Origin of the sequence: Paenibacillus lentus, from assembly GCF_042714055.1 — a bacterium.
Lineage (GTDB): Bacteria > Bacillota > Bacilli > Paenibacillales > Paenibacillaceae > Fontibacillus > Fontibacillus lentus_A.
Window position 1 is genome coordinate 331,518 of sequence record NZ_JBHGVC010000003.1, and the last position, 26,540, is coordinate 358,057.

At 50.2% G+C, this 26,540-nt stretch carries 23 protein-coding genes; 19 read left to right on the forward strand and 4 right to left on the reverse strand.

Features of this window, described 5'->3' with window-relative positions; genetic code table 11:
- Positions 1-220: 220 nt before the first annotated feature.
- Positions 221-820, reverse strand: a complete 600-nt coding sequence (rpsD, locus tag ACE3MQ_RS08305) for a 30S ribosomal protein S4 (protein WP_379392137.1) — start codon at positions 818-820, stop codon at positions 221-223.
- A 491-nt stretch (positions 821-1,311) separates the two neighbouring features.
- Between rpsD and ACE3MQ_RS08310 the strand changes: the two genes are divergently transcribed.
- From ACE3MQ_RS08310 to ACE3MQ_RS08335, 6 genes are all read left to right on the forward strand, one after another.
- Positions 1,312-3,258, forward strand: coding sequence for a sensor domain-containing diguanylate cyclase (locus ACE3MQ_RS08310; RefSeq protein WP_379392138.1), 1,947 nt, complete (start codon positions 1,312-1,314; stop codon positions 3,256-3,258).
- 135 nt (positions 3,259-3,393) lie between these two features.
- Positions 3,394-4,230: a hypothetical protein gene (locus ACE3MQ_RS08315; RefSeq protein ID WP_379392139.1), complete on the forward strand. Its 837-nt coding sequence runs from the start codon at positions 3,394-3,396 to the stop codon at positions 4,228-4,230.
- Between the two features lie 156 nt (positions 4,231-4,386).
- A complete protein-coding gene (locus ACE3MQ_RS08320; protein WP_379392140.1) occupies positions 4,387-5,502 on the forward strand; it encodes an aminopeptidase in 1,116 nt (371 codons plus the stop codon).
- A gap of 83 nt (positions 5,503-5,585) precedes the next feature.
- Positions 5,586-5,831, forward strand: coding sequence for an HPr family phosphocarrier protein (locus tag ACE3MQ_RS08325; protein WP_379392141.1), 246 nt, complete (start codon positions 5,586-5,588; stop codon positions 5,829-5,831).
- Positions 5,832-6,040: 209 nt separating this feature from the next.
- Positions 6,041-6,328: an Fpa/YlaN family protein gene (locus ACE3MQ_RS08330; protein ID WP_379392142.1), complete on the forward strand. Its 288-nt coding sequence runs from the start codon at positions 6,041-6,043 to the stop codon at positions 6,326-6,328.
- Positions 6,329-6,823: 495 nt separating this feature from the next.
- The gene (locus ACE3MQ_RS08335) at positions 6,824-7,186 is read left to right on the forward strand and encodes an Asp23/Gls24 family envelope stress response protein (RefSeq protein WP_379392143.1); all 363 of its coding nucleotides are present in this window, start codon (positions 6,824-6,826) and stop codon (positions 7,184-7,186) included.
- Positions 7,187-7,288: 102 nt separating this feature from the next.
- Here the strand turns inward: ACE3MQ_RS08335 and ftsW are convergent, their stop codons facing one another.
- On the reverse strand, positions 7,289-8,533 hold the full coding sequence (ftsW, locus tag ACE3MQ_RS08340; RefSeq protein WP_379392144.1) for a putative lipid II flippase FtsW: 1,245 nt from the start codon (positions 8,531-8,533) through the stop codon (positions 7,289-7,291).
- 10 nt (positions 8,534-8,543) lie between these two features.
- Positions 8,544-8,885, reverse strand: a complete 342-nt coding sequence (locus ACE3MQ_RS08345; protein ID WP_379392145.1) for a YugN family protein — start codon at positions 8,883-8,885, stop codon at positions 8,544-8,546.
- Positions 8,886-9,104: 219 nt separating this feature from the next.
- Here ACE3MQ_RS08345 and ACE3MQ_RS08350 point away from each other — a divergent pair, with 219 nt between their 5' ends.
- From ACE3MQ_RS08350 to ACE3MQ_RS08395, 10 genes are all read left to right on the forward strand, one after another.
- On the forward strand, positions 9,105-10,274 hold the full coding sequence (locus ACE3MQ_RS08350; protein ID WP_379392146.1) for an amidohydrolase: 1,170 nt from the start codon (positions 9,105-9,107) through the stop codon (positions 10,272-10,274).
- Positions 10,275-10,361: 87 nt separating this feature from the next.
- Positions 10,362-10,784, forward strand: coding sequence for a CBS domain-containing protein (locus ACE3MQ_RS08355; protein WP_379392147.1), 423 nt, complete (start codon positions 10,362-10,364; stop codon positions 10,782-10,784).
- Positions 10,785-10,958: 174 nt separating this feature from the next.
- On the forward strand, positions 10,959-12,692 hold the full coding sequence (locus tag ACE3MQ_RS08360; RefSeq protein ID WP_379392148.1) for a DNA repair helicase XPB: 1,734 nt from the start codon (positions 10,959-10,961) through the stop codon (positions 12,690-12,692).
- A gap of 2 nt (positions 12,693-12,694) precedes the next feature.
- Positions 12,695-14,452, forward strand: a complete 1,758-nt coding sequence (locus ACE3MQ_RS08365) for a helicase-associated domain-containing protein (protein ID WP_379392149.1) — start codon at positions 12,695-12,697, stop codon at positions 14,450-14,452.
- Positions 14,453-14,578: 126 nt separating this feature from the next.
- Positions 14,579-15,019, forward strand: coding sequence for a YlbF/YmcA family competence regulator (locus ACE3MQ_RS08370; protein ID WP_379392150.1), 441 nt, complete (start codon positions 14,579-14,581; stop codon positions 15,017-15,019).
- A 65-nt stretch (positions 15,020-15,084) separates the two neighbouring features.
- Positions 15,085-15,348, forward strand: coding sequence for a YlbG family protein (locus ACE3MQ_RS08375; protein ID WP_379392151.1), 264 nt, complete (start codon positions 15,085-15,087; stop codon positions 15,346-15,348).
- Between the two features lie 139 nt (positions 15,349-15,487).
- Positions 15,488-16,144 (forward strand): MgtC/SapB family protein, encoded by a 657-nt coding sequence (locus tag ACE3MQ_RS08380; protein WP_379392152.1) that lies wholly within the window; start codon positions 15,488-15,490, stop codon positions 16,142-16,144.
- Between the two features lie 126 nt (positions 16,145-16,270).
- Complete coding sequence (locus ACE3MQ_RS08385; protein ID WP_379392153.1) at positions 16,271-16,708, forward strand: hypothetical protein; 438 nt, start codon at positions 16,271-16,273, stop codon at positions 16,706-16,708.
- A gap of 116 nt (positions 16,709-16,824) precedes the next feature.
- Positions 16,825-17,730, forward strand: a complete 906-nt coding sequence (locus ACE3MQ_RS08390; RefSeq protein ID WP_379392154.1) for a selenium metabolism-associated LysR family transcriptional regulator — start codon at positions 16,825-16,827, stop codon at positions 17,728-17,730.
- A gap of 24 nt (positions 17,731-17,754) precedes the next feature.
- Positions 17,755-18,627: a PHP domain-containing protein gene (locus ACE3MQ_RS08395; protein ID WP_379392155.1), complete on the forward strand. Its 873-nt coding sequence runs from the start codon at positions 17,755-17,757 to the stop codon at positions 18,625-18,627.
- Between the two features lie 73 nt (positions 18,628-18,700).
- Here ACE3MQ_RS08395 and ACE3MQ_RS08400 read toward each other — a convergent pair whose 3' ends face one another.
- Positions 18,701-20,470 carry an Rqc2 family fibronectin-binding protein gene (locus tag ACE3MQ_RS08400; protein WP_379392156.1) on the reverse strand — a complete coding sequence of 590 codons (1,770 nt, stop codon included), beginning with the start codon at positions 20,468-20,470 and terminating at the stop codon, positions 18,701-18,703.
- Between the two features lie 184 nt (positions 20,471-20,654).
- On the opposite strand from ACE3MQ_RS08400, the gene ACE3MQ_RS08405 reads away from it, so the two are divergent.
- From ACE3MQ_RS08405 to ACE3MQ_RS08415, 3 genes are all read left to right on the forward strand, one after another.
- Positions 20,655-23,462 (forward strand): calcium-translocating P-type ATPase, SERCA-type, encoded by a 2,808-nt coding sequence (locus tag ACE3MQ_RS08405; RefSeq protein WP_379392157.1) that lies wholly within the window; start codon positions 20,655-20,657, stop codon positions 23,460-23,462.
- Between the two features lie 83 nt (positions 23,463-23,545).
- Positions 23,546-24,400 (forward strand): diaminopimelate epimerase, encoded by an 855-nt coding sequence (gene dapF, locus ACE3MQ_RS08410; protein WP_379392158.1) that lies wholly within the window; start codon positions 23,546-23,548, stop codon positions 24,398-24,400.
- A gap of 242 nt (positions 24,401-24,642) precedes the next feature.
- Complete coding sequence (locus ACE3MQ_RS08415; RefSeq protein ID WP_379392159.1) at positions 24,643-26,532, forward strand: bifunctional homocysteine S-methyltransferase/methylenetetrahydrofolate reductase; 1,890 nt, start codon at positions 24,643-24,645, stop codon at positions 26,530-26,532.
- The last annotated feature ends 8 nt before the right edge of the window (positions 26,533-26,540 follow it).

A 26,540-nucleotide genomic window follows, 5' to 3' on the forward strand; every position in this document is an offset into this window, starting at 1 on the left:
AGGGCTTGTCTTTTTAAAAGTATGTATGTTGCACACGGCCGTCATACAGAAGCTGTGCCAATTTCAGGAGCTTGGGGCATCTGGTTCAGCTGATCATCTAAAGAGCATACTGAGGTCGGCGGAACGGATCAGAAGTTCAACCTGCTTATCGGCCGTACCCTGCGGAAGGAAATAAAAAACCGACTCGCGTCCGAAAGGACTGAGTCGGTTTTTGTTCTTATTAACGGTTGTAGAACTCGACGATTTGTTTCTCATCGATGTCTTGGGACAACTCGGAACGCTCTGGCAAACGAATGAATTTGCCTTCCAGTGCCGTGTCGTTGAACTCAAGGTAAGCAGGAACGTGCGAACGGTTCTCAAGAGCTTCCTTGATTGCGGAAAGACCGCGGCTTCTTTCACGAAGACCGATTACATCGCCAGGGCTTACGGAGTAAGAAGCGATGTCGACTTTCTTGCCGTTAACAGTAACGTGACCGTGGGATACCAATTGGCGTGCGCCGGCACGGGAGTTGGAGAAGCCCAGACGGTATACAAGATTGTCCAAACGAGTTTCGAGGAGGAACATGAAGTTCTCACCCGCGATACCGCTCATTTTTTGCGCTTTGTTAAACAAAGTGCGGAATTGTTTCTCGCCGAGGCCGTACATGTGGCGAAGCTTTTGTTTCTCTTGAAGCTGCATGCCGTAGTTGCTAATCTTTCTCCGTTGGGTTGGACCATGCTGACCCGGAGGGAAAGGACGCTTCAATTCTTTTCCAGTTCCGCTCAAAGAAATGCCAAGACGGCGGCTAAGTTTAAATTTAGGACCAGTGTAACGTGACATTGTATAGGTAGACTCCTTTAATTTGAAATTTTCGTTATAGGGTTCTACTTGCGCGGACTTTGTTTATGTGAGCGAAGGATAGAGTATAATTACGCTCATCTGCCAGGAAAGTTCAGCCGCTGTCCCGACAGCAACAAAATCCAGAGGGTGCCGCATGCGTTACGCCCCAATCAAAGACCTATCCAGTCTTTATCAACAATATATATTATATGAAATCATTGAATAAAGTCAAGATGTGGTTTTTGTATGAAAAGCGGACTTTATGTCGATAGGGCTTTCGGCCTAAAAAAGTGTGGTAGAATGAAGTAATTTTAATGCAAAAAGGCAAGGAAGATAGTAAAATAAACATATAGTCACAGAAATCGGAATGACAGAGTGGAATCACAGCATAAAAGAGACTACATTATCAGTTATCATAAATGGACAGAGTTGAATAGCTTAGGTTACCAATAAATCGCCGTATTCCAAGTGCGACGAAAAGGAGTTTTCCTATGGCCAAACAATCAAGAGATGACCCGAAGATAGATACAATTCCGAATTCTTCCCTGTCTATGCTCTTTGAGGAAGCAAGCGAGCATATGAGTTGGCTGGAACAACTCGATATCACTGAGCATGATTACTCGTATATTGAATCGTTCATTCAAAAAGGCTACGTCGATTGGAAGCAGGAAGTCTCCGTTTTACCCGAACTTGGAGGGGCGCAGTGGTTTGTGGCCAATCATGCTGGAACGATCCTTGAGGCGGACATGCCGATTCCTCCGCTCGCTGCTGAGACGATTGCCGCCAGCATAGAAAGTCTCGACTGTGTCATGAGGTCAATCGAGCGCAGCAGCTGCATTGCAGTTCCGGTCTTCACGCGGACGAAAGGACAGTTATTTTCCGTATTTGGCTGTATGCTGGACGATGGGCTGGATGCCGCAGCGTCGATCATTCTAATAAAAACGAACGCGCATTATTTCCGGGCATGCTTTTACAAGAGATTCGAGAACTGGTTCGTACTGGATTTGTTGAATATTCAAAAGCAGGCCAAACGCGAGGAGCATCGCCGCTCGATCTTGTTTCAGGTTGTTCAGAAGCTTCATGGCAAAATTGATGTGGATTCCATTTTGTCCGAAGTGTTTGAGAGAATTGCCGGAATGTATCCGGATGCCAAGGTTGAGCTCCTGATGTCACAGGATCATCTTAGCCGTGATCCGAGGGTAAAGTCGCTGCTGCTGCATGGTGAGCAGGAGCATGTCTGCGTCAGGGCATTTATGGAGGGCAGGATGCTGCGCAGAGAGCTGGAGGGCGCCGAAGGCGAGCCTTACTTAGAAATCGCGGTACCGCTTATCGGCAAACAGGGAGTTTATGGCGTGTTTCATTTGCTTCTGCCGCGGGATCAGGTGGAGGAAGTCGATTTGCAGCTGATCGGCATGCTGGCTGACACGGCAGGCACGGCCTTTGAGAACGCAAAATTGTACGAGCAGTCCAATTTGTTAATCAGCGAACTGCGACTCATCAATGAATTGACCAAACGGCTGAATCAAAGCCTGCGTCCCAAAGAAGTCTTTAAATTCGCTACCGAAGAGCTGATGTCGATCTTTAAAGCGGAATACTGCTGCATATCACAAATCGCGAAAGAAAACGAGTATTTCGAGATTATGTCCAGCAATGTGCCCTCCTTGTCCCAAAAAGAGTTTTTTCCGAAGGATTACGGCTTTAGCGGGCTGGTTTACTCGACGCAAGAGCCGATTATATTGTCGGATTACAAGGCCTTTGGTAAATTTTCATCCAAATTAATGGAGGATACGGGCTCGAGATCCCTTATCGCGGCACCTTTGGTCGTTAGGGGAGAATTGAATGGCGTTATCATGCTGTCTCATCGGGAAGAGCGATTTTTCTCTTATGAGAATTACAAATTGCTGCAGGTGCTGGCTTCTCATATCGGCTTAGCAATCGCAAATGCCTCCTTGCATGCGGAAGTAAGAAGGATGGCGAACCGGGATATGCTGACCGGTCTGTATGCCCGCCATTATTTAGATGATACGATTCAGGAGTTTCAGAAAAAGGATACCAACGGATCATTGATCGTCGTGGATATCGACCAGTTCAAGGGGATCAATGATACGTACGGGCATCAAACCGGGGATCAAATTTTGAAGCAGGTGTGTTCGATCATCAAAAGCACGATTCGCAAGACCGATGTCGCCGCCCGGTGGGGGGGAGAGGAACTCGCCTTGTATTTGCCTGGGGCGAGCATCGAGCATGGTCATCAAATCGCGGAGATGATACGCCTGCGCGTAGAGCAGGAGACCGAGCCAAGGGTAACCGTTTCGTGCGGGATTGCGGAATGGAATCGCGATGATGAAAAGATTAGCGTTGAATCGTTGTTTTACCAGGCCGACATGGCACTGTACAAAGCGAAAAATAATGGCAGAAACCAGACGCAAATGGGTTGACTATAAATAATGTGATTCAAAGTCAGGAGCTGTCCCACGCTGTGGGGCAGTTTTTGCGTTGGCCAGCGAATAGATTCCCTGGGCAGGGACAGCCTACAGCTAACAGCCAATAGTGCCAAGGGAGGAAACCGCATTATGAGTCTATTTTACAAGATCATCTTCACGAGCTTTTGCCTGCTAGCCGTAACCACAATGTCAGCCTGTCGTTTACAAGAGGCCAAGACGGGGGAAGAATGGTTTAATCAAACGTGGTCTGGTCTGGCTGGCATCGATACTCTGACCTTTCAAGGAAAGGCCGCATTATGGCGAGGCGAGCCAAGAGTGCTGGAGCAAAATTTAAACTATAACGGAAAGCTGGATGATCATCATCGTCTGACCATACAGATGGTGATAGCGCAAGGCGATCCGAGCAAGCGAAGCTTACTAGCATCCGGTACACGTCCAGGGAAAGTCTATGAAACAAAGCTTCAGGCGCTTGGCCGGCGTTGGCATATTGTGTCTGACGAAGAGGATCTCGGCAAAGGATTGGCACGGCTAAATCCGCTGGATCAGCTGGAGCATATCCGCAAGGCTGGCAAGTCGATCAAGCTGGAGAGCGGAGCAGCGAGAGGAACGAAGGTGCTGCGGATTGAACTTGATCCCAAGGATGCCTTAGCTTTGATTGGCGGGGAGCTGGAAGAAGAGATGAACCAGGTCAAGCAGAAGTGGGAGGGCAAGCTTGCCAAGCTGCCGGGAACCCAGCGGACGAAGCTGGCTAGCCAGGCGGAGCAGTTATGGAGTGCGGGAAACGAACAGCTTGGACAAATGCTGGATCAAGCGGAGGCGGAAGTTGTATACCACCTTACGATTAATCCTAAGACAGGTCTTCCTATTCGTCTGACCTCTGAATCGAGGCTGGCGTATTTGAGTCCGCAGGGAGCATTCCAGCAGGAGATGCTGCGGACGGATAACCGATTTGCCGACTATAAATAACCGCTGAGAATACCAGATCATCCCTGCATCTCTTGGAAGAGCACAGCCTGCCGTGCTACAATAGGGAATGAATTTACCACTGTTCAACTAAGGTAAGCAGATTCTTGTCCTTTATGGGATGCTGCTTATGTAAAATTAGAGGAGGCGTAAGTCTGTATGCGAGATCCAAGAATACAGAAGCTGGCAGAGAATCTGGTTGGATATTCCGTTAATGTACAACCGGGAGAAAATGTGCTTGTTGAAATGATTGGAAATGAACGGGATTTGCTCATCGCGATCGTAGAGGAGGTCGGCCGGAAGGGCGGTAATGCATTCGTTGAATTGACGGATCGGACGGTTCAACGATCACTTTTTAAATATGCGAATGAGGAACAAATGAGAACTTGGGCAGAAATTGATCTGAACCGGATGAAGCAAATGGATTGCTATATCGGCATTCGTGCGGGTACGAACGTAAATGAGCTGTCCGATGTCCCGGAAGATAAGATGAAGCTGTATAATTCGCTTTATTCACATTCAGTACATAGTGAACAGCGGGTGAAGCATACGAAGTGGGTCGTGCTTCGTTATCCGAATGCGAGCATGGCACAACTGGCCAATACAAGCACCGAAGCATTCGAAAACTTCTATTTTGATGTGTGCAATCTCGATTATGCCAAGATGGATCGAGCGCAGGACGCACTGGCCGATTTGATGAAGCGGACCGACAAAGTCCGGATTGCCGGCCCTGGCACCGACCTATCGTTCTCCATTAAAGGAATCGGAGCCATCAAGTGCTCGGGAGAGCGCAATATTCCGGATGGCGAGGTTTACACCGCGCCGGTTAGAGATTCCGTCAATGGAACAATCAGCTACAATACACCTACCTTATATAACGGGATTACGTTCGAGAACATAAAGTTCCGTTTTGAGAATGGGAAAATCGTCGAGGCGACAAGCAACGACACAGAAAATCTGAACAAAATCCTGGATACGGACGACGGCTCCAGATATATTGGAGAGTTTGCAATCGGCTTTAATCCTTATATTTTGCATCCGATGAAGGATATTCTGTTTGATGAGAAAATTGCGGGAAGCCTTCATTTCACCCCAGGCCAAGCTTATGAGGAGGCGTTTAACGGAAACAAGTCGTCGATCCATTGGGATTTGGTGCTGATTCAACGTCCGGAATACGGCGGCGGAGAGATTTATTTCGATGATGTATTAATCCGTAAAGATGGCATTTTTGTACTGCCGGAGCTGAACGGGCTAAATCCGGAGAACTTGAAATAAATGATATTGCACCTTGCTAGGGAAGCGGATTCAATGTATCATGGTAATATATTTATTCCAAAGTTAGACGCGGAGGGATTAGAGTGGCGAACAACAATCAAGCGGTAGTTGAAATTGCTCAAACAGCGGGCAAATTTTCATCATCCATCGTTCTTCAAGCAGATAATAAGTACATTGATGTAAAAAGCATTCTGGGTCTCTTCACAACTCTGGTGAACACGCAAAGCTACGAGCTGCACGTTCACGGGCCTGATGCGGATGAAGCGAAAGCTGCCGTATCCGAAGTATTTGCGAAGCATGGTTTGAATGTGAAGGTAGTAGCCGAATAATGTTCGTTCGAGAAAGCACTCTTGCCATTGCAGGCAGGAGTGCTTTTTTGAGGAATAGTGTTCTTGGGAATGTCAGTATTAAATATATCTATTTGGAGAGACTTGGGAAGCGGATTATTTAGAGAGGTTCTTGTATTGGCTTCCGATTTCGTCTAATATTAAGAATAGAGTAGATGTGATCGACTTTATGGACATAGGGGGGAAGAAACATGACTTCATCTGATTTGCAGGAGCAACTGAATCTGAAAGCATTAAATCTTCTGCAGGAAGATGCAGATAAAATACAGAAGCTGATCGAAGTACAGATGGAGAACCTGGCTACGCGTTACTGCCCTCTCTATGAGGAAGTATTGGATACCCAGATGTACGGTTTCTCCAGACAGGTTGACTATGCGGTTCGTGTCGGGCTCATTCAAGAGTTAACAGGCAAACAACTTGTGAACAAGCTGGAACGAAATTTAGCTCTGTTATACGAAGCGATGAACAATAAAGAGTAGCCTGTTTAATAGAAACAGGCTTACATACGACAGAAAGCGTACAAGCTGCGGCATTGGCCCGGCCAGTACGCTTTTTTAAATTATAATTTTTCTGCGGAGCTGAAAAATCTATAATCGGCTCACTCAGCTCAACACTAGACGAGGTAGAATGACACGCGGGTAATCGATTTGGCGATGAAGACCGAAACGCCGATGGCAGCAAGCTCAATGATGGTGAATTGCAAAGTGGCTGACCAATGTGCGTAATGTCCTATGGCACTTAGTACAAAAAAACGATTAACAGGCTGGACGATATATATTTTCGCATGATGGCACCTCGGCTTAGACATAATATATAATAAGAATATATGTATCATTAACATACTTGAGTTCAAGTTCAACATAACCATTCTGGTGAAATTAAAAACGATACACAAAAAAGAATATTCCCTATTTGCTTTAAAGGAGCGTAGGAATTACAATAAATAATAATGAGGTTGAAGGAGGAAATTGACCATGACCGAACAATTACAGTTAGATAATGGGCTTATTCGAATTTCAGATGACGTCGTGTCTAAAATAGCCGGGATGGCAGCGCTGGAGACGCCAGGAATTGCGGCAATGTCCGGTGGGTTGTCAGAGGGCTGGGCCAAGCGGCTAAGCGGCAAGAACGTGCAAAAAGGCGTCACCGTAGAAGTCGGTCAGTTGGAAGCAGCAATCGATCTCCGTATTATTGTGCTGTATGAGACTCCGATCCATGAAGTGTGTCGCATGCTGCAGCAAAATGTTCGTGAAGCGGTCGAAAGCATGACAGGACTTAAAACCGTGGAAGTCAATGTGAAGGTTGAGGGCGTTGCATTTAAGGATGATGAAGTCTAAAAATGCAGCGGTTTCGGTACATAGATGGTTTGAGGCAATATGACCGAACCTGGAAGAAAGAAGAAGACTACGGGACTCCCGTAGTCTTCTTACGTTTTTATGCTATAAATGACGGCGTCTTGGACTGCCCAATTCGCGGGAAGCTTCCTTCACAACGACCGATTTTGTTCGTTCCTGCTTTGCAGGCATGGAGGAGTCGCGCGAAATGCTGAGGACGATTCCCATTGCTGCCATCATTACCAGCAAGGAGGAACCGCCGTAGCTTATGAATGGCAAGGTTACGCCTGTGATAGGAATCGTGCGCGTTACGCCCCCGATATTAACGAAGGCTTGAATAGCGATAAGCCCCATAATCCCTACACCTGTCAGTGTGCCGAACGTACTGGAGCAGCGAAGGGAAACAAGCAGTCCCCTCCATATAAAGTAGATGTAGAACAATAAGAAAATAATACTGCCGATAAACCCGAATTCTTCGCCGATGACGGAAAAAATAAAATCATTATAGGAGTTCGGCAAATAATGCAGCTTTTGAATGCCTTGACCAAATCCGGCTCCCGTCAAGCCGCCATGTCCAAGCGCTGTTAAGGAGTGGATGATGTTATAGCCTGTGTGCTGCGGATCCTCCCAGGGGTCAATAAACGATGTAATCCGTCCCACTTTATAGTTGCTGCCTGCTGGTTTCTCGCTTGGACTGATTTTCTCCCAAAGGGCGCCGGCGCCCAGAACGATGCTGGCTCCAAGGATAAGCAGAGCGATCGACCCTAAAATATGCTTTAAATTTGCTCCGCCGGCAAATATAATGAGACCTGCGGTAGCGACCAGAATCATGCATGAGCCAAAATCTGGCTGTAGCATAATGAGACCGGCTACAAAGCCGACGATGACCATCACGGGAACATAGCCTGTTCTTAAATCCCGAAAACGATCCCCTTTCTTGGAAATGAGCGCAGCCAGATAAAGGATTGTGGCTATCTTCGCCAGCTCGGTAGGTTGAACGCCGAGGCCGAAGATCATGAACCAGCTTTTTGCCCCGAAGATATCGTCAGCTAAAACTGGAACAAGCATCAGCATAATTATAGTAACAATAAAAATGGGAACAAAAAGCTTTTTGAACTTACCATAAGGAATGTTCATCGTAATGAACATGAGGAAAAGTCCAACTCCTCCGAAAGCCACTTGACGTTTCGTAAAGTACATCAAATCATAACCAAATTTCTCACTTACCAAAGTAATGCTAGAGCTGGAGCTGAATACCATGACAATCCCGAAGCCAACCAATAACAAGGTGAGAATAAGCAGTTGAAAATCGGGAGCTCCGCGTTTGGGCTCTGATTTGCTGTCTCTCATGCCAAGTTCCTTATGCCTCTAGGAGCTGCTTCAGTTCAGATAGCTTAAGGTTGGCCGTCTTCTGCACAAATGCTGGAATTTCAGACTCGTATTCCAGCCCGTGCGGGAAAGTAGCCCGTCCGATATAGACGGCTTCAATTTCCAGAACCGTGTCAGGACGCTCCAATTTGCCCTCAACGGCACGTGTGTTGATACGAAGGAAGTATTCGTTATCGTTTGCTTCTATTTTGCAATCATATGTAGCCCGGTAATATTCCCATTGCCAGCGAATAAACCCGACTTTCTCTGCTGATTCGTCCAAGTAGGACAAGTCGCTCTTTAATCCGTTCAAACCGGTATCTTCGAGAATCATCGTGTAAAATGCCTCCTTAAAAGTTCTCCTCCCATGATATTATGTTTCAACCACTTGTGCAAGCATAGGAAACGCTTCAAAATAGTGAGGGGACGCTGTTTGTTGTGAATTGGGCCATATTGAGGGCGGCGATTTTTCTGTTACAATAAACATAATGTTTGGCGGCAGGCTTGCTGCCGTTACTTGAGGCGTTATTGACAGAGAGGGAAGTGGAAGTCAATGAGACAGGAAGCGCTAAAATCGTTGTTTCCGATCATGGTTGAACGGAGACGCTATTTGCATCGTCACCCGGAATTATCATTTAAGGAGCAGAAAACATCGGCCTATGTTGCTGATGTATTGACGAAGCTAGGTATTGATATAATTGTTGGCGTAGGCGGGAATGGAATCATTGGTACGATTCGCGGCCAGTTGCCTGGAAAAACAGTCGCCCTGCGTGCAGATATGGATGCGCTGCCGATCCAGGACGAGAAGACATGCGATTATGCTTCACAGGTTCCCGGGGTCATGCATGCCTGCGGACATGACGGGCATACCGCCGTTTTACTCGCCGTCGCCGAGTATTTCAGCGCGCGGAAAGAGGCGCTTCATGGCGAAATTCGCCTTCTATTCCAGCCGGCAGAGGAGGTATGTCCCGGAGGGGCGCTTTCCATGATTGAAGCCGGTGCACTGGACGGAGTCGACGTTATTTATGGCGTACATTTATGGACGCCAATTCCAGTCGGCACGGCTGCTAGCAGACCTGGGCCGCTTATGGCCTCGACGGATGAATTTTTTATTGAGCTTTCGGGACGCGGTGGGCACGGCGGGATGCCGCATGCCGCAATAGACAGCGTTGTTGCAGGGGCTGCGCTGGTAATGCAGCTGCAAAGCATCGTTAGCCGTTCGGTCAATCCGCTTGATCCTGCCGTCGTTACGATCGGCTCGATTCATGGCGGAACGGCTCAGAACGTGATTGCCGATACCTGTCGGCTGGCAGGTACGGTTCGCTGCTTCCATGAGGAGACACGGCAGAGAATTCGTGAGCGGATTGAGCAATTGGCCCAGGGAACGGCACAGGCTTATGGGGCAGGGGTGTCCATCGAATATATGACAGGTTATCCGAGTCTTGTGAATCATCAGCCGGAATTTGAGAGATTTGAGCAAATTGCCGCGAAGGAGGCCGGGCTTGCCGTAGAGCTCTCGGCGCAAATTATGCCTGCGGAGGATTTCGCCTATTATTTACAGCGAGTCCCAGGCTGCTTCATGCTCGTAGGAGCCGGTAACCCCGAGAAAAACGCCACTTATCCGCACCACCATCCGAAATTTGATATCGATGAAGATGCGATGCTTCATGCGGCGGGCCTCTTGATAGCGATGGCACAAGCCTTTCAATCGGATCGGCAGTAAACCCGAATGCTGCCCTCCGCGCGATGTATCGAGCATGCATAAAATTGCTCCCTCCTAGGAAATCTAGATTTATGGAGGGATAGCATAATGAGAAAAGTAAAGGATATCATGACAGACGAAGTGGTTACTGTATCGCCGCAAGACAACATCTATGAGGTCGCGGTTAAAATGAAGGATCATGACACAGGCTTTATCCCTGTAGTTGAGGATGGAAGCCGGCTAATTGGCGTAATTACCGACCGGGATCTTGTCATTCGCGGAATTGCCGAGAAGAATCCTGGCTCAACCGCCGTAGAGACCGTGATGACGCGAGGCATTCGTGCAGCTTCCCCGGACACTCCGGTCGATGATGCTGCGGAGCTGATGGCCGAGCAGCAAATTCGCCGTCTGCCGGTAACCGAGGGAGAACGCCTGATTGGTGTTGTATCAATTGGCGATTTGGCTGTGCGCAACAATTTTGCCGATGAAGCCGGCGATGCGCTTAGCGAGATTTCTCATCAAGTTCACTAATTTCATTTCCCAGCCCAGGCAGTGTTCAATCGATTTTTGAACATTTCGCATAGGGGCATTTCAAGAGAAGAAGTTCGCATAATGCTTGCGGGCTTCTTCTTTTCCATACCGCAGATTCTCGAGGCGCACTTGCTTTAAGCAAGTAAGGATAGCCTGATGAAGGAGGCTCATAGGATGAATGGAACGGGAGCATGCATCGTGCAGCGTGATTTTACGGTACTGCTGGAGAAGGAGCATCCGGGGTTTGAACAAGCCAAATTGCAGCTGGCTCTGTTCGCGGAACTGGTTAAGAGTCCGGCCGGGTTTCATACATATCGAATTACGCCGCTTTCTTTGTGGAATGCTGCTGCTAGCGGCTGCACGGCGGATGACATTGTGAGCATGCTGCGAAACCTGGCGAGGTGGGAGGTTCCCGGCAAAGTGGTTTCGGATATCCGAACATGGGTATCGCGATACGGTTCACTAGCTCTGGTGAGGGTGGATGATCAGCCGGATATGCTCTGTCTTGAGCTGCGAGGCTCGAATCCTTCGCTGCTTGAACAGTTGGAGAAAGAAGCCTCTCTTCAACCTTTCAGACTGGAGCGGGACGGCAGCTCTCGTCTTCGCTTTCCGGCTGTATTCCGCGGCTTGCTCAAGCAAGAAACGGCACGTCTCGGCTATCCCCTCATCGACGAAGCGGGTTATCATAGCGGGCATACTTTACCGCTGGCTCTGAGGACGGTGCTTTCGGACGGTCGATCTTTTGCGTTACGGGATTATCAAACTGAAGGAGTTCAGGCCTTTGCTGGTTCGATGAATTCAATCGGACAGCAAGGACGCGGGGGGAGCGGCGTTATTGTACTGCCTTGCGGCGCCGGAAAGACGATAATTGGTATCGCCGCGCTTGAACGCTTGCAGTGCGAGACGCTGATCCTGACCTCGAACGTAACTTCAGTACGACAGTGGATTGCGGAAATATGCCAGAAGACGACGCTAACGTGCGAGGAGGTCGGAGAATACTCCGGTGACAGGAAGCAGGTGCGGCCGGTCACTGTATCGACCTATCAAATTCTAACCCACCGCAATAGAAAAGAGGAAGGCTTCAAGCATATGAGCTTGTTCAACGAGAGGGATTGGGGGCTGATTATTTACGACGAGGTGCACCTTCTTCCGGCCCCTGTATTTCGTGCTACGGCGGACATTCAGGCCACAAGGCGCCTTGGATTGACGGCGACGCTCGTTCGGGAGGACGGCTGCGAGCGCGATGTCTTCTCGCTGATCGGGCCGAAGTTGTATGAGCTGCCTTGGCGCGAGCTGGAGAAGAGCGGACATATTGCCCAGGTCGAATGCCAGGAAATCCAGGTAACAATGTCTCCTTCGCTGAGAGAAAAATATGAAGCTGCCCAAGGGCGAGGCAAGTTTCGGCTGGCCGCTGAAAATCCCCGGAAAATCACCTGGATTCAAAAATTGGTTCGCCTGCACGAAGACCGGCAAATTTTAATTATCGGTCAATATTTGCAGCAGCTGACCCAGGTGGCCAGCGTTCTGCAGGCCCCGCTCATTACAGGGAGCACGACTCAAGAGGAGCGAGGCCGATTGTTTCAAGCATTTCGGGATCGGCAGATTAACGTGCTCGTCGTATCTAAAGTGGCTAACTTTGCGGTGGATCTCCCGGATGCTTCGGTAGCCGTACAAATATCGGGGAGCTTCGGCTCAAGGCAGGAGGAAGCGCAGCGGCTTGGCCGAATATTGCGTCCAAAAATGGCGGGAGAAATCGCGTATTTTTATAGTTTAGTCTCAGCGGATAGCAGGGAGCAGCATTTTGCTTTGCGTCGTCAGCTTTTTCTCGTGGAGCAGGGATATGAATATTCGATCCGCCGCGGTGATCCATCCTGTATGGAACCAGCTTCTCAGAGGGAGGTTCTTTGAGTTTGAGCGACTATAACAGCTGTGATCGGCTATTGTTGAATAAGGCAAAAGCGGAGCATGCCATAAACGTCCGGCATTGCGATCTGGAGGGGCTGGCGCCATCGGTTCGCTGCGCTCTGGAATTGATCTTCCGCCAGTTCGCCGGACTTCCCTTCAAGCTGGAGCATTTGTCGAGGGCCGCAGCCGGACGGATAACGCCTGCTGATTTACGTGCAGCTGTTCCGGGTCTGCTGCGTCGTCAATTTGTTGCTTCGGCGTGCAACACATGGGGCGAGCGCTTGTACTTCATTCCGCAAGAGCTGCTCAGCGTTCTTCATCAGCAATGGATCAGGCCGCGGCTTGAGCCAAAAAGCGGCAGCGACGTGAAGCTTATAAAAGAGGCTAAGCGGGGACTCGCTTTAGATGTTTTTCGAAGCCTGGTCTGGATTGCGAGCCACGGTATACCGATTACGGCTAAAGGATTCATTCACCAGAGAGTGTTATCGAAATTAAGTCAACAAACAGCCTTGCAGCAGGAGGATGTAAGCGGATTGTCGCTTAAATATTCTCATCAGGATATCTACCCGGCTCATACGGTCATCATATTGGATCTGCTGCTTGAGCTTAACATACTCACAGAAAGCCCAAAAGCATGGCAGTTGAATGTTGAAGGTCTATCCTTATGGCTGAGGAACAACCTGGCGGGGATGAATTCAGTGCTTTTTCAACGGATGTTGTTAAAATATGTTCCTGCGGAGAAAGAACCGCAGCATTTCGTTTATTCTCTGTCATCAGCGGATTGGTTAGTGGGCGAATGGTATTCGTATGAGAGATTCATTGGATGGCTTCAGGAAGAGGGGCTGTTATGCCCAGAGCTGCCTGAAGAACGACAGAACTGGCTGTGGAGCTGGCTGGAGGCGATGTGCGGCTTCGGCTGGCTGGAGCTAGGCTGCGATGACGCCGGCGAGCACGCATTTCGCTGGATCGACTTGCCATTAGAGTGGGAAGTATCGCAGCCCCGTTCCGAGCCGGATCATCATGGGCAGGCAGGCAGCTGTTTTTACATTCAGCCGGACTTCGAGATTATGGTACCGCCGGATGTCCCCTTCGACGTCCGCTGGGAGCTGGAAGCCTTCTCCGAAAGCATCGTGACAGATCGTCTGTCGATTTACCGGATTACAAGGGAAAGTGTCGCCAAGGGGCTTCGGCTCGGCCGCTCCTGGCAGGATATGCGGCTCCATTTGCAGCGATATTCCCCAGGTATTCCAACCAATGTGATCATCGCATTGGAGGAATGGGGGAGGCAGCGGAGCGAATCGCAAGGGGGTTCGACTTTTCCAAGGCTGGCTGACCCCTCGTCTTTGAGTGGCGGACAAAGAGAAGTTCCGTTGGATGAGGGAATTTACCGAGGGATGATACTAGGCGGGGAGAATATGGCTGCCTACCGCTGGAATGACGCCATTCCTGAAAGGAAGGAGCTATTCCCGGGACTGGAGCAGGTTCCCGGAATGTGGCTAAAGACGGCTAGAAGCTACCACTCCTCCACGGCACGGCAAATGGTAAGCCAAGCGATACAGTGGCAAACGCTGCTTGCCTTACAGATCGGCGGACAATGGGTCGAGTATTTGCCAGCCAGTCTGGAAGATGGGGAGGATTGGCAGGTTGCCGGAAAATTGTTCGCGTCCGGCGACGCCGAAGGGTATGAGGCTATATTGGCTCCCGAGGACTGGGAGGCTATGCGTCTGCTCCTTCCGGTAATAGACGTTGCGCATCAGATATGAGGGAATCATGATGAAACCCTTCTGCTGAGAAACTGAATATGTTATTATAATGGAGTCTACTGATAACCTGTTTTTTTGAACAAATGTTTACGGTAGACCATTCTATGTAGAATCGAGTTGAGATTCATGAGCGTAACCGAGCTGAAGACGGTCGACATGGCCGAGCTTTTGACATACGCCTATGAATTAGGCGATATGATAAACAACTCCCTCGCGGTCTCCGATTATCTGTACTGGAAGAGACGGGTGGAGGAGGATGCGGAGATTCAAGTTTTCGTTAGAAAGCTTGCCGCGCAGAAAGAACTCTTTGAGGAGACGGAGCGATTCGGACACTTTCATCCCAATTACCATGAGGCGAAGGACAAAGTAGCCGAGGTCGAGAAGGAGCTGGAGCGGTTCGAAGCCGTACGAAACTTCAAAGCGGCAGAGAAAGAGCTGGACGAAATGCTGCATCAAATGTCGGAGACGATTGCCTTTGCCGTATCCGAAACGATCAAGGTACCAAGCAACGATCCGAATCCGACAGGCGGCGGGTGTGGAAGCGGCGGCAAGTGCAGCTGCGGATAGCCGTAGGAACGATGCAATCGAACTGACGCAACATCATTAACAGGCGACGAAATTGGGGGGATTACATGTTTCCGGAACGTACAGGCTATATTATATGGGTAAGCGATTTAAAGGCAGCAAGAAACTTGGAGAAATACGGGAGCGTGCACTATTTATCCCGACGGATGCATTACGTCGTCATGTATGTAAATTCCGAGCGTGCGGAAGACATTATGAGAAATATTCGCAAGCTGTCTTATGTTCGCAAGATCGAACGATCTTACCGCAATGAAATTAAGACGGAATATACGAAGGAAGTTCCCGACAAGACGCAGTATTATGGACTGTAGGTATTTGGATACGAATATTTATAGCCCGCTTGGCGTAAGCCTTACAATAATGTAGGCGGATATAATGAAGAGCGACCCTTATAAGGGCGCTCTTTATTTGTCCCTATAGGATGAACAAAATATACAGGAGGCGGGACAGGTGGAGTATGAATTATTGCTGCGCGTTCTGATCGCAGGTATTTGTGGTTCGATTATCGGCTTTGAGCGGAAGAGCCGTGCAAAGGAGGCCGGGGTCCGAACCCATTTTGTCGTGGCTGTCGGTTCTGCACTCATGATTATTATTTCAAAGTATGGCTTTCAGGATCAAATAGGCTGGAGCAATTTATCGCTAGATCCATCTAGAGTCGCGGCTGGTGTCGTAAGTGGAGTGGGCTTTTTAGGAGCAGGCATGATTTTTATGCAGAAGCATACGGTAAAAGGCCTGACAACAGCTGCTGGAATATGGGCGACGGCTGGAATAGGCATGGCGGTGGGAGCGGGCATGTATTTCATTGGAATTGGAGTGATGCTCATTATTTTTGTGGGTCAAATCATGCTGCATGGCCGCCTCAGCTGGCTGACCTCGCCTAAAATCGAAAAGCTCGCCCTCGTCATCGAAAATGAAGAGGAGGCATTGGAGCGAATTTTGAAGCGGCTGGGAGACCTTCATGTTTCCGTGCTGGCCTTTGAAATGGATCGTCAGGATGAAGAAGTGCTCATCGTTTTGACTCTGCAGATGAAAGGCGGGTATGACCTGGAGACTTTGCTGCTGATAGTAGGAAGCGACAAATTAGTGAAAAAAATAAAAATGGAGTAATCTCTCGGTAGATTTTAGTTCTAAGATGAAGCCCTCCCTTGTAGAATAATGGAAAGTGATGTATGATTATAGGTAAATATACTTAGTTATAAAGACCTATTAACTACAAGACATGAGGTGTGCGTCATGAGAGATAAGGTTACGGAGCGGTGGGGAACTTATGAGGCTTTTCACGTAACTTTAGGCGATAAAAGAGTCTCCGATATCGTGATCACTAACCATGCCATGATGCGATATCGCGACAGAATAGACCGGACGAATAAAGGCTTTGAGAAAATTGCCGCCTGGGCTTGGGAATGTCTCAAGCAGGGCCGTATCAAGCATTATTACCGCAATGAAGAGGATGTTTATTTGGTGGACGATGATTTGGTCATGGTCGCCGAATTTGCTGAAATTCCCGGTGAATATGACCTGGTCGGAAGACCCATGCACCGGATGATCATCGTCACTTTCCTTGGGCGCATGTCTGAAACGATCGAGCTGCGTGACCTGCGATCCTATTATTCCTGGCTGAGGCATTCCAGGCGCATGACGCTGATGAAGAACAGCCGCAAGCGGAAATAACGAAATATTGGAGCAAGCATAACAGACAGAATAATCAAGCAGACACTATAAGGGTGTTTGCTTTTTTTGTTGACCTGGACATGCTATTGTATTGAAGAAGAGGGGGTGAAGCAAGAATGGCTTTGAATTATCATCAATTACATATTTTTTATACTGTCGCCCAACGAGGCAGCTTCTCTGCAGCCGCTCAGGCGCTACATATGACTCAGCCCGCGGTAACAATGCAAATTCAATCGCTTGAGGATTATTTCGGCACGAAGCTGCTGGTCAGATCTACGAAGCGAATTGATTTGACCGAAGCGGGAAAGGCTTTATATCCATACGCGCGAAAAAGTATTGAACTCATGCGCGATACCGAGAAGGCGATGTCGCAGTTCACCTCCATGCTGGAAGGACGCCTGCTGCTCGGCTCCAGCCTGACAATCGGCGAATATGTGCTGCCGCGGCTGCTTGGGCCGTTCGGTCGCCAATACCCGCACATTTCTATTGTACTGAAAGTAATGAACACGACGCAAATTATCGATGAAATCGTCAGCCATCAGCTTAACTTTGGATTGGTCGAAGCGCCGGTGCATCATCCGGATATGATATCCGAGCCAGTTATGGAGGATGAATTGAAATTGATCGTGCCTGCCGGACATCCTTTGTCGAAGAAGGGCAAGCTAAAGCTGAAGGAAGTGCTGTCCTATCCGTTCGTTCTCAGGGAGAAGGGTTCAGGAACCCGTCAGGTCATGGAGGAGCAATTGGAACGCAGCGGAATAGACCTCGGGGAGCTGGACATCGTCATGGAGCTCGGAAGCACCGGCGCGGTGAAATCAGCGGTCGAGGCAGGCTTCGGGCTCACGTTTCTTTCGCCTTCGTCCGTGAAGCATGAGCTAGCACTTGGATTGCTGGAGATACTGGAAATCGAAAATGTGACGTTTAAGCGCCAATTTTATTCGATTCACTTGAAATCTACGCTGCTTCCGGTATCGGCAGTTACGTTTCTTACCTTTTTACGCGAACAAAAGCTTCCTTTGTAATCTGTTTAAGGAGATGATTAGGGCATGAAGGACACGGCGTTCCGAGAATTATGCGATCTGCATACCCACACCAGGGCTTCCGACGGCATGAACGCTCCAGCTGAAAATGTCCGCTTGGCCAAAGAAAAAGGCTTGGCAGGCATAGCGATCACGGATCATGATACGGTAGCAGGGATTGAAGAAGCGATTGCGGCCGGGCAGCAATACGGCATCACGGTTGTGCCTGGTGTTGAAATAAGTACAGTGGCAGCCGGACGGGATATTCACGTGCTGGGCTATTATATTGACGCCGAGGAGCCAGAGCTGTTGGGCAGGCTTCAGACACTAAGAGCGACGCGAGAAGCCCGGAATGCTCTAATTCTGGAGAAGCTTCACGGTTTAGGGATGCCGCTGACGCTTCAGGAAATCAAGGACGGGCTTGGCCGCCCGCTTCGTCCCGATGAGAGCATCGGCCGGCCGCATATTGCCGATGCGCTGGTTCGCAAGGGATATGCCGACGATATGCGGGATGCCTTCGACCGTTATCTCGGCGAAGGGAAGCCGGCATATGCAAGTGTTCCGAGAATAACGCCGGAAGAAGCAATGCAATGGATTCGTGAGGCTGGCGGAGCTCCCGTGCTGGCGCACCCCGGTTTATATGGGGATGACGAGCTGGTCAAGCGCATTATCGCCAGCGGGCAGCCCGTGGGAATTGAGGTATACCACTCCGACCATGGTATCGAGGAGGAGGAGCGTTATCTGGAAATCGCCAATCAGTTCGGCTTAATTCCGACCGCGGGCTCCGATTACCACGGCGAGCGGCAAGGCGTTATATTTCACGGGGATATCGGCTCGCGTTCCGTGCCGCTCCGAACCTTGGAACAACTGCGCATTCGTTCGGGCCTGAACGAAAAGTAACCTAAAAAAATCCTTCGACCCTGCTCATGAGCCATGAGCATCGGTTCGAAGGATTTGTTGTATGTCCGGATTTTTATTTAATCGCATTCGGCAGGCTTTTAATCAGCGCTTCGTCCGGCGTGACGAACAGGGTGCGCTGCTGCTCGTAGATGACGAAGCCGGGCTTAGCGCCGTTCGGTTTGCGAACATGCTTGATCAGCGTGTAATCTACGGGAACGCTGCTGGATTCTTTCGCTTGGCTGAAGTAAGCCGCTAACTGGGCCGCTTCATTCAATGTGGCCTCTCCGTAAGAAGCGCTCCGAATGACGACATGGGAGCCGGGAATATCTTTCGTATGCAGCCAGGTGTCATTATGGCTGGCCAGCCGGTTCGTAACGTACTCGTTTTGCAAATTATTCTTGCCGACATAAATTTCGATGCCTTCGGATGAGGTATAGACATGAAGCGTCGGCCGATCATTTTTCTTCTTTTTCTTGTTCTTGGTATGGCGTTCTCTCAAATATCCCTGCTGGATCAATTCCTCTCGTATTTCATCGATGTCGCTTAATGTAGCGTAAGCTAATTGCTGAAGCAGGCCCTCTAAATAAGTAATTTCCTTGCGCGCGATATCCATTTGCTCGTCAATGATCGCCAGGCTGTTTTTGAATTTATTGTATTTCTTAAAATAGCGCTGCGCGTTCTCGGAGGGGGTCAGGAGCGGATCGAGCGAGACGGCTACTGCCTTCTGCTCCTCATCATAGTAATTGATGAGCTCCACCTGGGTATCGCCTTTCTCTATCTGATGGAGAGAGGCGAGGAGCAGCTCCCCATAAATCCGGTAACGCTCGGCGTCCTCAGCTTCGACCAGATCTTCCTGCAGCTTGGTCAGCTTTTTCATGTTCTTGCTGCGCTCGTTTTGCAAAAAGCGCAGCAGATCGCTCGTTCTTTGCTTCACCGTATCGCGCAGCGCTTTTTCCCCGTAATAATCCTCCATGCAGGCGCTGATGGATGGATATGTGTGGACATCATCACGGATCATGCTTAAGGATACGGCTGAAAATACATGTTTTCCTTTGCTGTTGCTGCCGGACATCGGGTGATATTGATGACGGGCAATATCCAGCATCATTGCAGAGAAAGCCGACCATACCTCCTCATGCCCCGGTGCCTCCTGCATAGAATACGCCGTAGAAGCTGCGGCAGCTTCGTTGTCGCGGACACGGTAATAGATTTCCTCCGCTATAAGCGGACTGAGCCCGCTGTAGGCTTGAACCAGCCAATAGCTTGATTTGGTTTCCTCCCCGGCCTCGCGCCAGGCTGACAGGAAATCGTCCTTGCCGGCTTCGATGGGATTCAGCTTGTGTTGCTCCGGCGGTTCCGTATAAGCAAAGCCCGGCATAACAACGCGGTAGCTGCTGATGGAAGGGGTCACATGGTGGATGCCGTCCAACTGGGTTCCCGTGCTTGGATCAACGAGAATGATGTTGCTGTGACGCCCCATTAATTCGACGATGATCCGTTTAGCTGAAATATCTCCAAGCTCGTCGCGCTGCCTGATATCAAATACGATGATCCGTTCCATCCCGTATTGGGTGATGGCCTCGATAACGCCCCCCTCGCAGTGCTTGCGCAGCAGCATACAAAACATGGGAGCTTCCTGCGGGTTAGGAAAGGATTGCTCGGTCAGATGTACCCGCGGATAGGTCGGGTTGGCCGACAAAATAAGCCTTCGGTTGCCGCCCTGGGAACGTAAATTGATGATGATATCGCTGGTGGATGGCTGATGTATTTTATTGATGCGTCCGCCCACGCAAATCTGCAGCTCGTGAACAATAGAACGCGTTACGATTCCGTCAAGTGCCATAATGTGTAATCTCCCTCTATAAGTGCCTTGGGCGCTTATTGCGCTCTCTCTATGATGCCATACTTTATGTAAAAACTTAAGTCCTCCCCTGTGATAATTTAGGACTGGCCTGAATACATTTACCCTAGGTGGAAAAGCCTTCACTCTGTAAAACTGCATAAATTACGGGAGGGGAATAGGGAGCATGGAACAAAAAAACTGGCACCAGTGGAGTGGAGAGGAGCTTCTCGAACGGTTCGGCGTCTCGCATGAGCGGGGTCTGACCGAGGAAGAGGCTCGGCGCAGACAAGAGCAAAGCGGATGGAATGAGCTGATGGAAATGCAGCGCGTATCGCCACTGCTGCTTTTCTTGAACCAATTCAAGGATTTCATGATGCTCGTACTGATGGCAGCTACATTGATCTCGGGCCTTCTCGGCGAATATTTGGACGCCGTTACTATTATAGCCATCATCATTTTGAATGGGGTTCTGGGCTTTATTCAGGAATTTCGTGCCGAGCGGTCGCTCAGGGCGCTCAAACAGCTATCCGCTCCCCATGCCAATGTGCTGAGGGAAGGGCGCCTTCGCGATATAACGGCAAGAGAGCTTGTCCCCGGCGATATTGTTATGGTGGAGAGCGGGGATCGCATTCCGGCTGATATCCGCTGGCTTGTGACGAATAGCTTGGATGCGGAGGAATCCGCATTAACCGGCGAATCCCATCCCGTGAACAAGCATGCCGCAGCGATCCGGGAGGAAGAGGTTCCACTTGGCGATCAGAAGAATATCGGCTTCATGGGAACGATGGTCACCCGTGGGAGCGGGAAAGGCATCGTCATTCGTACGGGCATGGAGACGGAGATGGGGAAAATCGCCGATCTGATTCAGAACACGGAGGTGCAGGAAACACCGCTGCAGCGCCGGCTCGAACAGCTCGGGAAAATCCTGATTTATTTGGCTCTCGGCTTAACGATTCTCGTCGTTGTAGTCGGTATCATTCATGGACAGCCTGCCGGAAGCATGTTCTTTGCTGGCGTAAGCCTTGCCGTTGCAGCTATTCCCGAAGGCCTGCCGGCGATCGTGACGATTGCGCTTGCCCTTGGAGTACAGCGGATGATCAAACGCAAAGCGATCGTGCGCAAGCTCCCTTCCGTCGAAACGCTTGGCTGCGCCTCCGTCATCTGCTCCGACAAGACGGGCACTCTGACGCAAAACAAAATGACGGTGACCCACATTTGGCTGGAAGGGCGCCCGCTCGAAGTGACCGGGGATGGCTATGAGCCGGTCGGGCATATTTTGGAACAGGGACAGCCGCTGGATGTAAACAAAGACCAGAGTCTGCGCCGCCTGCTGCAAATCAGTGCTCTGTGCAGTAATGCCGTTATTTATGAGGAGGAGGCGGAGGAGAGCGCCCGCAATCGCCGCAAAGGCAAGGAAGAGCCCTCCGGCTCGCGCTGGAAGCTGAAGGGCGATCCTACGGAAGGAGCTCTTGTCACATTAGCGACTAAAATGGGGCTGACTGCCAGCTCGTTAAGCGGCATTTACAAACGCGAAAAGGAGCATCCATTTGATTCCAAACGCAAAAGGATGTCTGTCGTCGTGTCGCATCAAGGTGGGACTCTCGCCTTCGCCAAGGGCGCGCCTGATATGCTGCTGGAGCGCTGCTCTTATGTATTATGGGAGGGGAAGATCGTTCCTTTTACGGGCACCTTGCGTCAAAAGGTACAGGCAGCGAATGAAGAAATGGCTCGCAGGGCACTGCGCGTCCTTGGCCTGGCATACCGCGAGCTTCGCCCTCAGGAGGATGCGAACAGTGAAGAAACGGTGGAATCGCAGCTTGTATTCGTCGGCTTGACCGGAATGATCGATCCTCCGCGGAGGGAAGTACGGGAAGCGATAGCAACCTGCCGTAAAGCGGGAATTAAAACGGTGATGATAACTGGGGATCATGGTCTCACCGCCGAAGCGATTGCCCATGATTTAGGGATTTTACAGCGGGGCGGGGAATCGATCACGGGTTCACAATTGACGCTGCTTAGCGATGAGGAGCTCGATCAAAAGGTGGACAGCACCTTTGTCTACTCCCGCGTATCGCCGGAGCATAAGCTGCGCATCGTGAAGGCCCTGCAGCGCAATGGCCATGTCGTGGCCATGACGGGGGATGGCGTGAATGATGCGCCTGCCATCAAAGCAGCCGATATCGGGATCGCTATGGGGATTACGGGAACGGACGTATCCAAGGAAGCTTCCTCGTTGATTTTGAGCGATGATAATTTCTCGTCCATCGTCGCCGCTATAGAGGAAGGACGGAACATTTATGAGAATATCCGCAAATTTATCCGGTACCTGCTCGCCTCCAACGTGGGTGAGATCCTGACGATGCTGTTTGCCATGCTGGCCGGTCTGCCGCTGCCGCTTATGCCGATCCAGATTTTATGGGTCAATTTAGTGACGGATGGACTTCCGGCCATGGCCCTTGGCGTGGATCAGCCGGAGAAGGATTTGATGGAGCACAAGCCGAGGGGAGCGAAGGAGAACATTTTTGCCCGGCGTTTGGGCTGGAAAATATTAAGCCGCGGGCTGCTGATCGGTCTGTGTACACTCGGTGCTTTCTGGATTACGCTGCAAAGCAATCCGGGCGCAGAAAACCAGCTGATCAAGGCCCAATCCGTGGCGTTCGCCACGCTGGTTATGGCCCAACTGATCCATGTGTTCGATTGCCGCAGCTCCCGTTCTATTTTTCACCGGAATATCCTGCAGAATCGTCTGCTTGTCATCGCGGTTCTATCTTCCGTAGTACTGTTGCTGGGAGTCATTTACATCGAGCCGCTCCAGCCGATCTTCAAAACTATGCCGCTCTCGCTGAGAGACTGGTCCATTACACTCGTGGCCGCGGGAATCCCGACGTTCCTGCTCGGAGCGGGCAGCGTTTGGTCGGGCCGGAGGCATCGCCGCAAGTACAACAATTCGGGTCCGTTCGTGACAGTGAAGAGTACAAATTTTCGTCCATAAAATCAATACCCTTCCGAGCCCTCAAAATATAGACTAACCCCATAGCTTAGCTTTGCAAGGCGAAGCGCGGAGGGGTGGTTCAGATGAAATTCACGAAAATGCACGGGCTCGGAAATGATTTTCTTGTTTTTTACGGTGAAAAGTCATTGCCGGAGCATGCTTCTTATCTCGCTCAAAAATGGTGTAATCGTTACTTTGGCGTCGGAGCCGATGGACTGGTGTTTATTTTGCCTTCAGAACAGGCGGATTTCAAAATGCGAATCATCAATTCGGATGGAACGGAAGCGGAGCAATGCGGAAATGCCATTCGCTGCGTCTGCAAGTACGTGTATGAAAAAGGCTATGTCAGCCGTGAGCGGGTGACCATCGAAACGTTGGGTGCCGGCGTGCAGCAGGCCGTGCTTCAGACAAAATCGGGTGCTGTTTCGTCCGTGCGCATTGATATGGGGGAGCCGATACTTAACGGGCTTGCTATTCCAACGATCCTCGATGCGAGCCCGGTATTGGATTGGCCTATAGAAGCTGCTGGGCGCAGGTTTAGCTTTACGGCGGTATCGATGGGCAATCCTCACTGCATTATTTATGTCGATGATGCAGCAGCGTTCGATCTGAACACCTGGGGGCCGAAGCTGGAGGTGCATCCCTATTTTCCGCAAAAAACAAACGTGGAGTTCGCTAGCATTACTTCCCGGAACCGCGTGGAAATGCGGGTGTGGGAGCGGGGAGCGGGGCCAACGCTCGCTTGCGGAACCGGCGCCTGCGCTACACTGGTGTCCTCCGTGCTTCATGGGTATACGAACCGGACAGCATGGATCGGCCTGCCAGGCGGGGATTTGTACGTCGAATGGAACGAGGCGGATAACCATGTGTATATGAGCGGCCCGGCGGAGATCGTGTACGAGGGAAGCATGGGTACCGCAATTGTGGAAGAGGCCTGACCAGCCTCTTCTTTTTTTGAGTATATAAGATAGGAGAGTTTACGGCGGAGCCGCTATTAACTCGTGAAATGATAGCGGGACGATATAAGTTTAGCGGGCGCTTTTTCTAACCATTCAGCCTGATTTTATGGTACATTAGAATGAAAATAAGTTTACTAGAGTTCACTATAGTTCGTTCAAGTACGCAGGATTATGCCGAAAGATAGGGCATGAAATAGAATGAGGCTGTGGAGGTAACCATTATGAGGCCGGATTTACGCGAGAAAATGCAACACGAGGTTTTGATTGGAGATGGGGCGCTGGGAACCTATTTGTACCAGTTGGGTTTCCCTGTCGGTATTTCTTATGAAGAGTTCAATTTATTAAGGCCAGAAGTTATCGGCGATGTGCATCGCCGTTATATAGAAGCGGGAGCGCAGCTTCTGGAGACGAATACTTTCTCAGCGAATTATTATAAGCTCGCTAAGTTCGGATTGGAATCCAAAGTAGAAGAGATCAATAGAGCCGCTGTGCGGATCGCTAGAAGCGCGGCGGGGACAGATGCTTATGTTGCCGGGGCGGTAGGATCGATTCGCGGCGGTAAAAGGGTAAATGTCTCCGTTCAGGAGCTGAATCAGTATTATGAGCAGCAGATTTCCGCCTTGTTGACAGAGGACGTCGATGCGCTGCTATTTGAGACCTTCTACGATCTGGAGGAGATGCGAATCGCGCTCGGCAAGGCGCGCAAGTTCACCCCGATTCCGGTCATTTGCCAGTTTGCCGTCGATCAGTTGGGCCGTACGCTGGACGGCTACAGTATAAGGGATGCCTTCGGCATTTTGCGACAGGAAGGGGCTGACGTTCTCGGCTTCAACTGTCATTCTGGCCCCAAAGGAATTATGAGCGTAATGGAAGGCTTGAACGGACCGCTTGACATTCCGCTTTCCGTATTCCCTAATGCGGGTTTAGCCGACTATATAGATGGAGAGTATGTATATGGAGCAACTCCAGAGTATTTCGGGGAGTGCGCGGTTTCTTTCGCCGACCTTGGAGCTCGGCTGATCGGCGGCTGCTGCGGTACGACGCCAGAGCATATTTCGGCGATTGCGGAGGCGCTTTCCAATTATGCGCCGAAGCCGCTTCCAGAAGGAGCGGTGCTGCCTGCTACACGGCCTTCTATTATCGTTGAAGAGCGGAAGGAGCAGATTAGGGAGATTTCCGGCGGGCAAGACTCGGAGCCAAGCATCGTGGAATTGGTTAAAGAGCGCCATACCGTTATCGTAGAACTCGATCCTCCGCGCGATTTGGATATCCGCAAGTTTATGAACGGCGCTGCGGCTTTGAAGGAAGCAGGGGTCGATGCCTTGACCCTGGCCGACAATTCGCTGGCGGTTACGCGAATGAGCAATATGGCGCTTGGCCATCTCGTCCAAGCCGAGGTGGGACTTCGTCCGCTCATTCATATCGCCTGCCGCGACCGCAACCTGATCGGGACTCAATCGCATATGATGGGCTTCGATGCCCTTGGCATCGACCATGTTCTGGCAGTGACCGGCGATCCGGCCCGCTTCGGCGATTTGCCCGGCTCGAGCTCGGTCTATGATTTAACTTCATTTGAAATCATTCGCATGATCAAACAATTGAATGAAGGCATCGCATTTTCAGGGAAGCCGCTGAAGCAGAAAGCGAAGTTCGTTGTCGGTGCGGCCTTTAACCCGAATGTGAAGCATTTGAATAAAGCCGTCGAGCGCTTGGAGAAAAAAATAGCCTCCGGTGCCGATTATATTATGACGCAGCCGGTATATGATCCAGAGCTGATCGTTGCGGTCAAGGAGGCGACGGCTCACCTGGATATTCCGATCTTCATCGGTATTATGCCGCTGGCTAGCGGCAAGAATGCCGAATACCTGCACAACGAGGTTCCCGGCATACAGCTTTCCGACAGTGTCAGAAAACGGATGGACGGGCTGCAGGGTGAAGAGGGCCGCAAGGTAGGAGTAGAAATCGCCAAGGAATTGCTGGACACGGCTTTGGAGCATTTTAACGGTATTTATTTGATTACTCCGTTTATGTTTTATGAAATGAGTGTCATTTTGAGTAATTATGTCTGGGAGAAATCCGCACATCGATCACGCTACTTGTCTCGTTCATAATTATCAAT

Excerpts from the sequence above, each read along its gene's own strand:
- ACE3MQ_RS08355 (WP_379392147.1), top strand. The coding sequence starts at position 10,362 with ATGAGAAAAGTAAAGGATATCATGACAGACGAAGTGGTTACTGTATCG.
- rpsD (WP_379392137.1), bottom strand. The coding sequence starts at position 820 with ATGTCACGTTACACTGGTCCTAAATTTAAACTTAGCCGCCGTCTTGGC.
- ACE3MQ_RS08390 (WP_379392154.1), top strand. The coding sequence starts at position 16,825 with ATGGCTTTGAATTATCATCAATTACATATTTTTTATACTGTCGCCCAA.
- ACE3MQ_RS08320 (WP_379392140.1), top strand. The coding sequence starts at position 4,387 with ATGCGAGATCCAAGAATACAGAAGCTGGCAGAGAATCTGGTTGGATAT.
- ACE3MQ_RS08400 (WP_379392156.1), bottom strand. The coding sequence starts at position 20,470 with ATGGCACTTGACGGAATCGTAACGCGTTCTATTGTTCACGAGCTGCAG.
- ACE3MQ_RS08330 (WP_379392142.1), top strand. The coding sequence starts at position 6,041 with ATGACTTCATCTGATTTGCAGGAGCAACTGAATCTGAAAGCATTAAAT.
- ACE3MQ_RS08335 (WP_379392143.1), top strand. The coding sequence starts at position 6,824 with ATGACCGAACAATTACAGTTAGATAATGGGCTTATTCGAATTTCAGAT.
- ACE3MQ_RS08370 (WP_379392150.1), top strand. The coding sequence starts at position 14,579 with ATGAGCGTAACCGAGCTGAAGACGGTCGACATGGCCGAGCTTTTGACA.
- ACE3MQ_RS08360 (WP_379392148.1), top strand. The coding sequence starts at position 10,959 with ATGAATGGAACGGGAGCATGCATCGTGCAGCGTGATTTTACGGTACTG.
- dapF (WP_379392158.1), top strand. The coding sequence starts at position 23,546 with ATGAAATTCACGAAAATGCACGGGCTCGGAAATGATTTTCTTGTTTTT.
- ACE3MQ_RS08315 (WP_379392139.1), top strand. The coding sequence starts at position 3,394 with ATGAGTCTATTTTACAAGATCATCTTCACGAGCTTTTGCCTGCTAGCC.
- ACE3MQ_RS08395 (WP_379392155.1), top strand. The coding sequence starts at position 17,755 with ATGAAGGACACGGCGTTCCGAGAATTATGCGATCTGCATACCCACACC.
- ACE3MQ_RS08385 (WP_379392153.1), top strand. The coding sequence starts at position 16,271 with ATGAGAGATAAGGTTACGGAGCGGTGGGGAACTTATGAGGCTTTTCAC.
- ACE3MQ_RS08375 (WP_379392151.1), top strand. The coding sequence starts at position 15,085 with ATGTTTCCGGAACGTACAGGCTATATTATATGGGTAAGCGATTTAAAG.
- ACE3MQ_RS08345 (WP_379392145.1), bottom strand. The coding sequence starts at position 8,885 with ATGATTCTCGAAGATACCGGTTTGAACGGATTAAAGAGCGACTTGTCC.
- ACE3MQ_RS08415 (WP_379392159.1), top strand. The coding sequence starts at position 24,643 with ATGAGGCCGGATTTACGCGAGAAAATGCAACACGAGGTTTTGATTGGA.
- ftsW (WP_379392144.1), bottom strand. The coding sequence starts at position 8,533 with ATGAGAGACAGCAAATCAGAGCCCAAACGCGGAGCTCCCGATTTTCAA.
- ACE3MQ_RS08310 (WP_379392138.1), top strand. The coding sequence starts at position 1,312 with ATGGCCAAACAATCAAGAGATGACCCGAAGATAGATACAATTCCGAAT.
- ACE3MQ_RS08405 (WP_379392157.1), top strand. The coding sequence starts at position 20,655 with ATGGAACAAAAAAACTGGCACCAGTGGAGTGGAGAGGAGCTTCTCGAA.
- ACE3MQ_RS08350 (WP_379392146.1), top strand. The coding sequence starts at position 9,105 with ATGAGACAGGAAGCGCTAAAATCGTTGTTTCCGATCATGGTTGAACGG.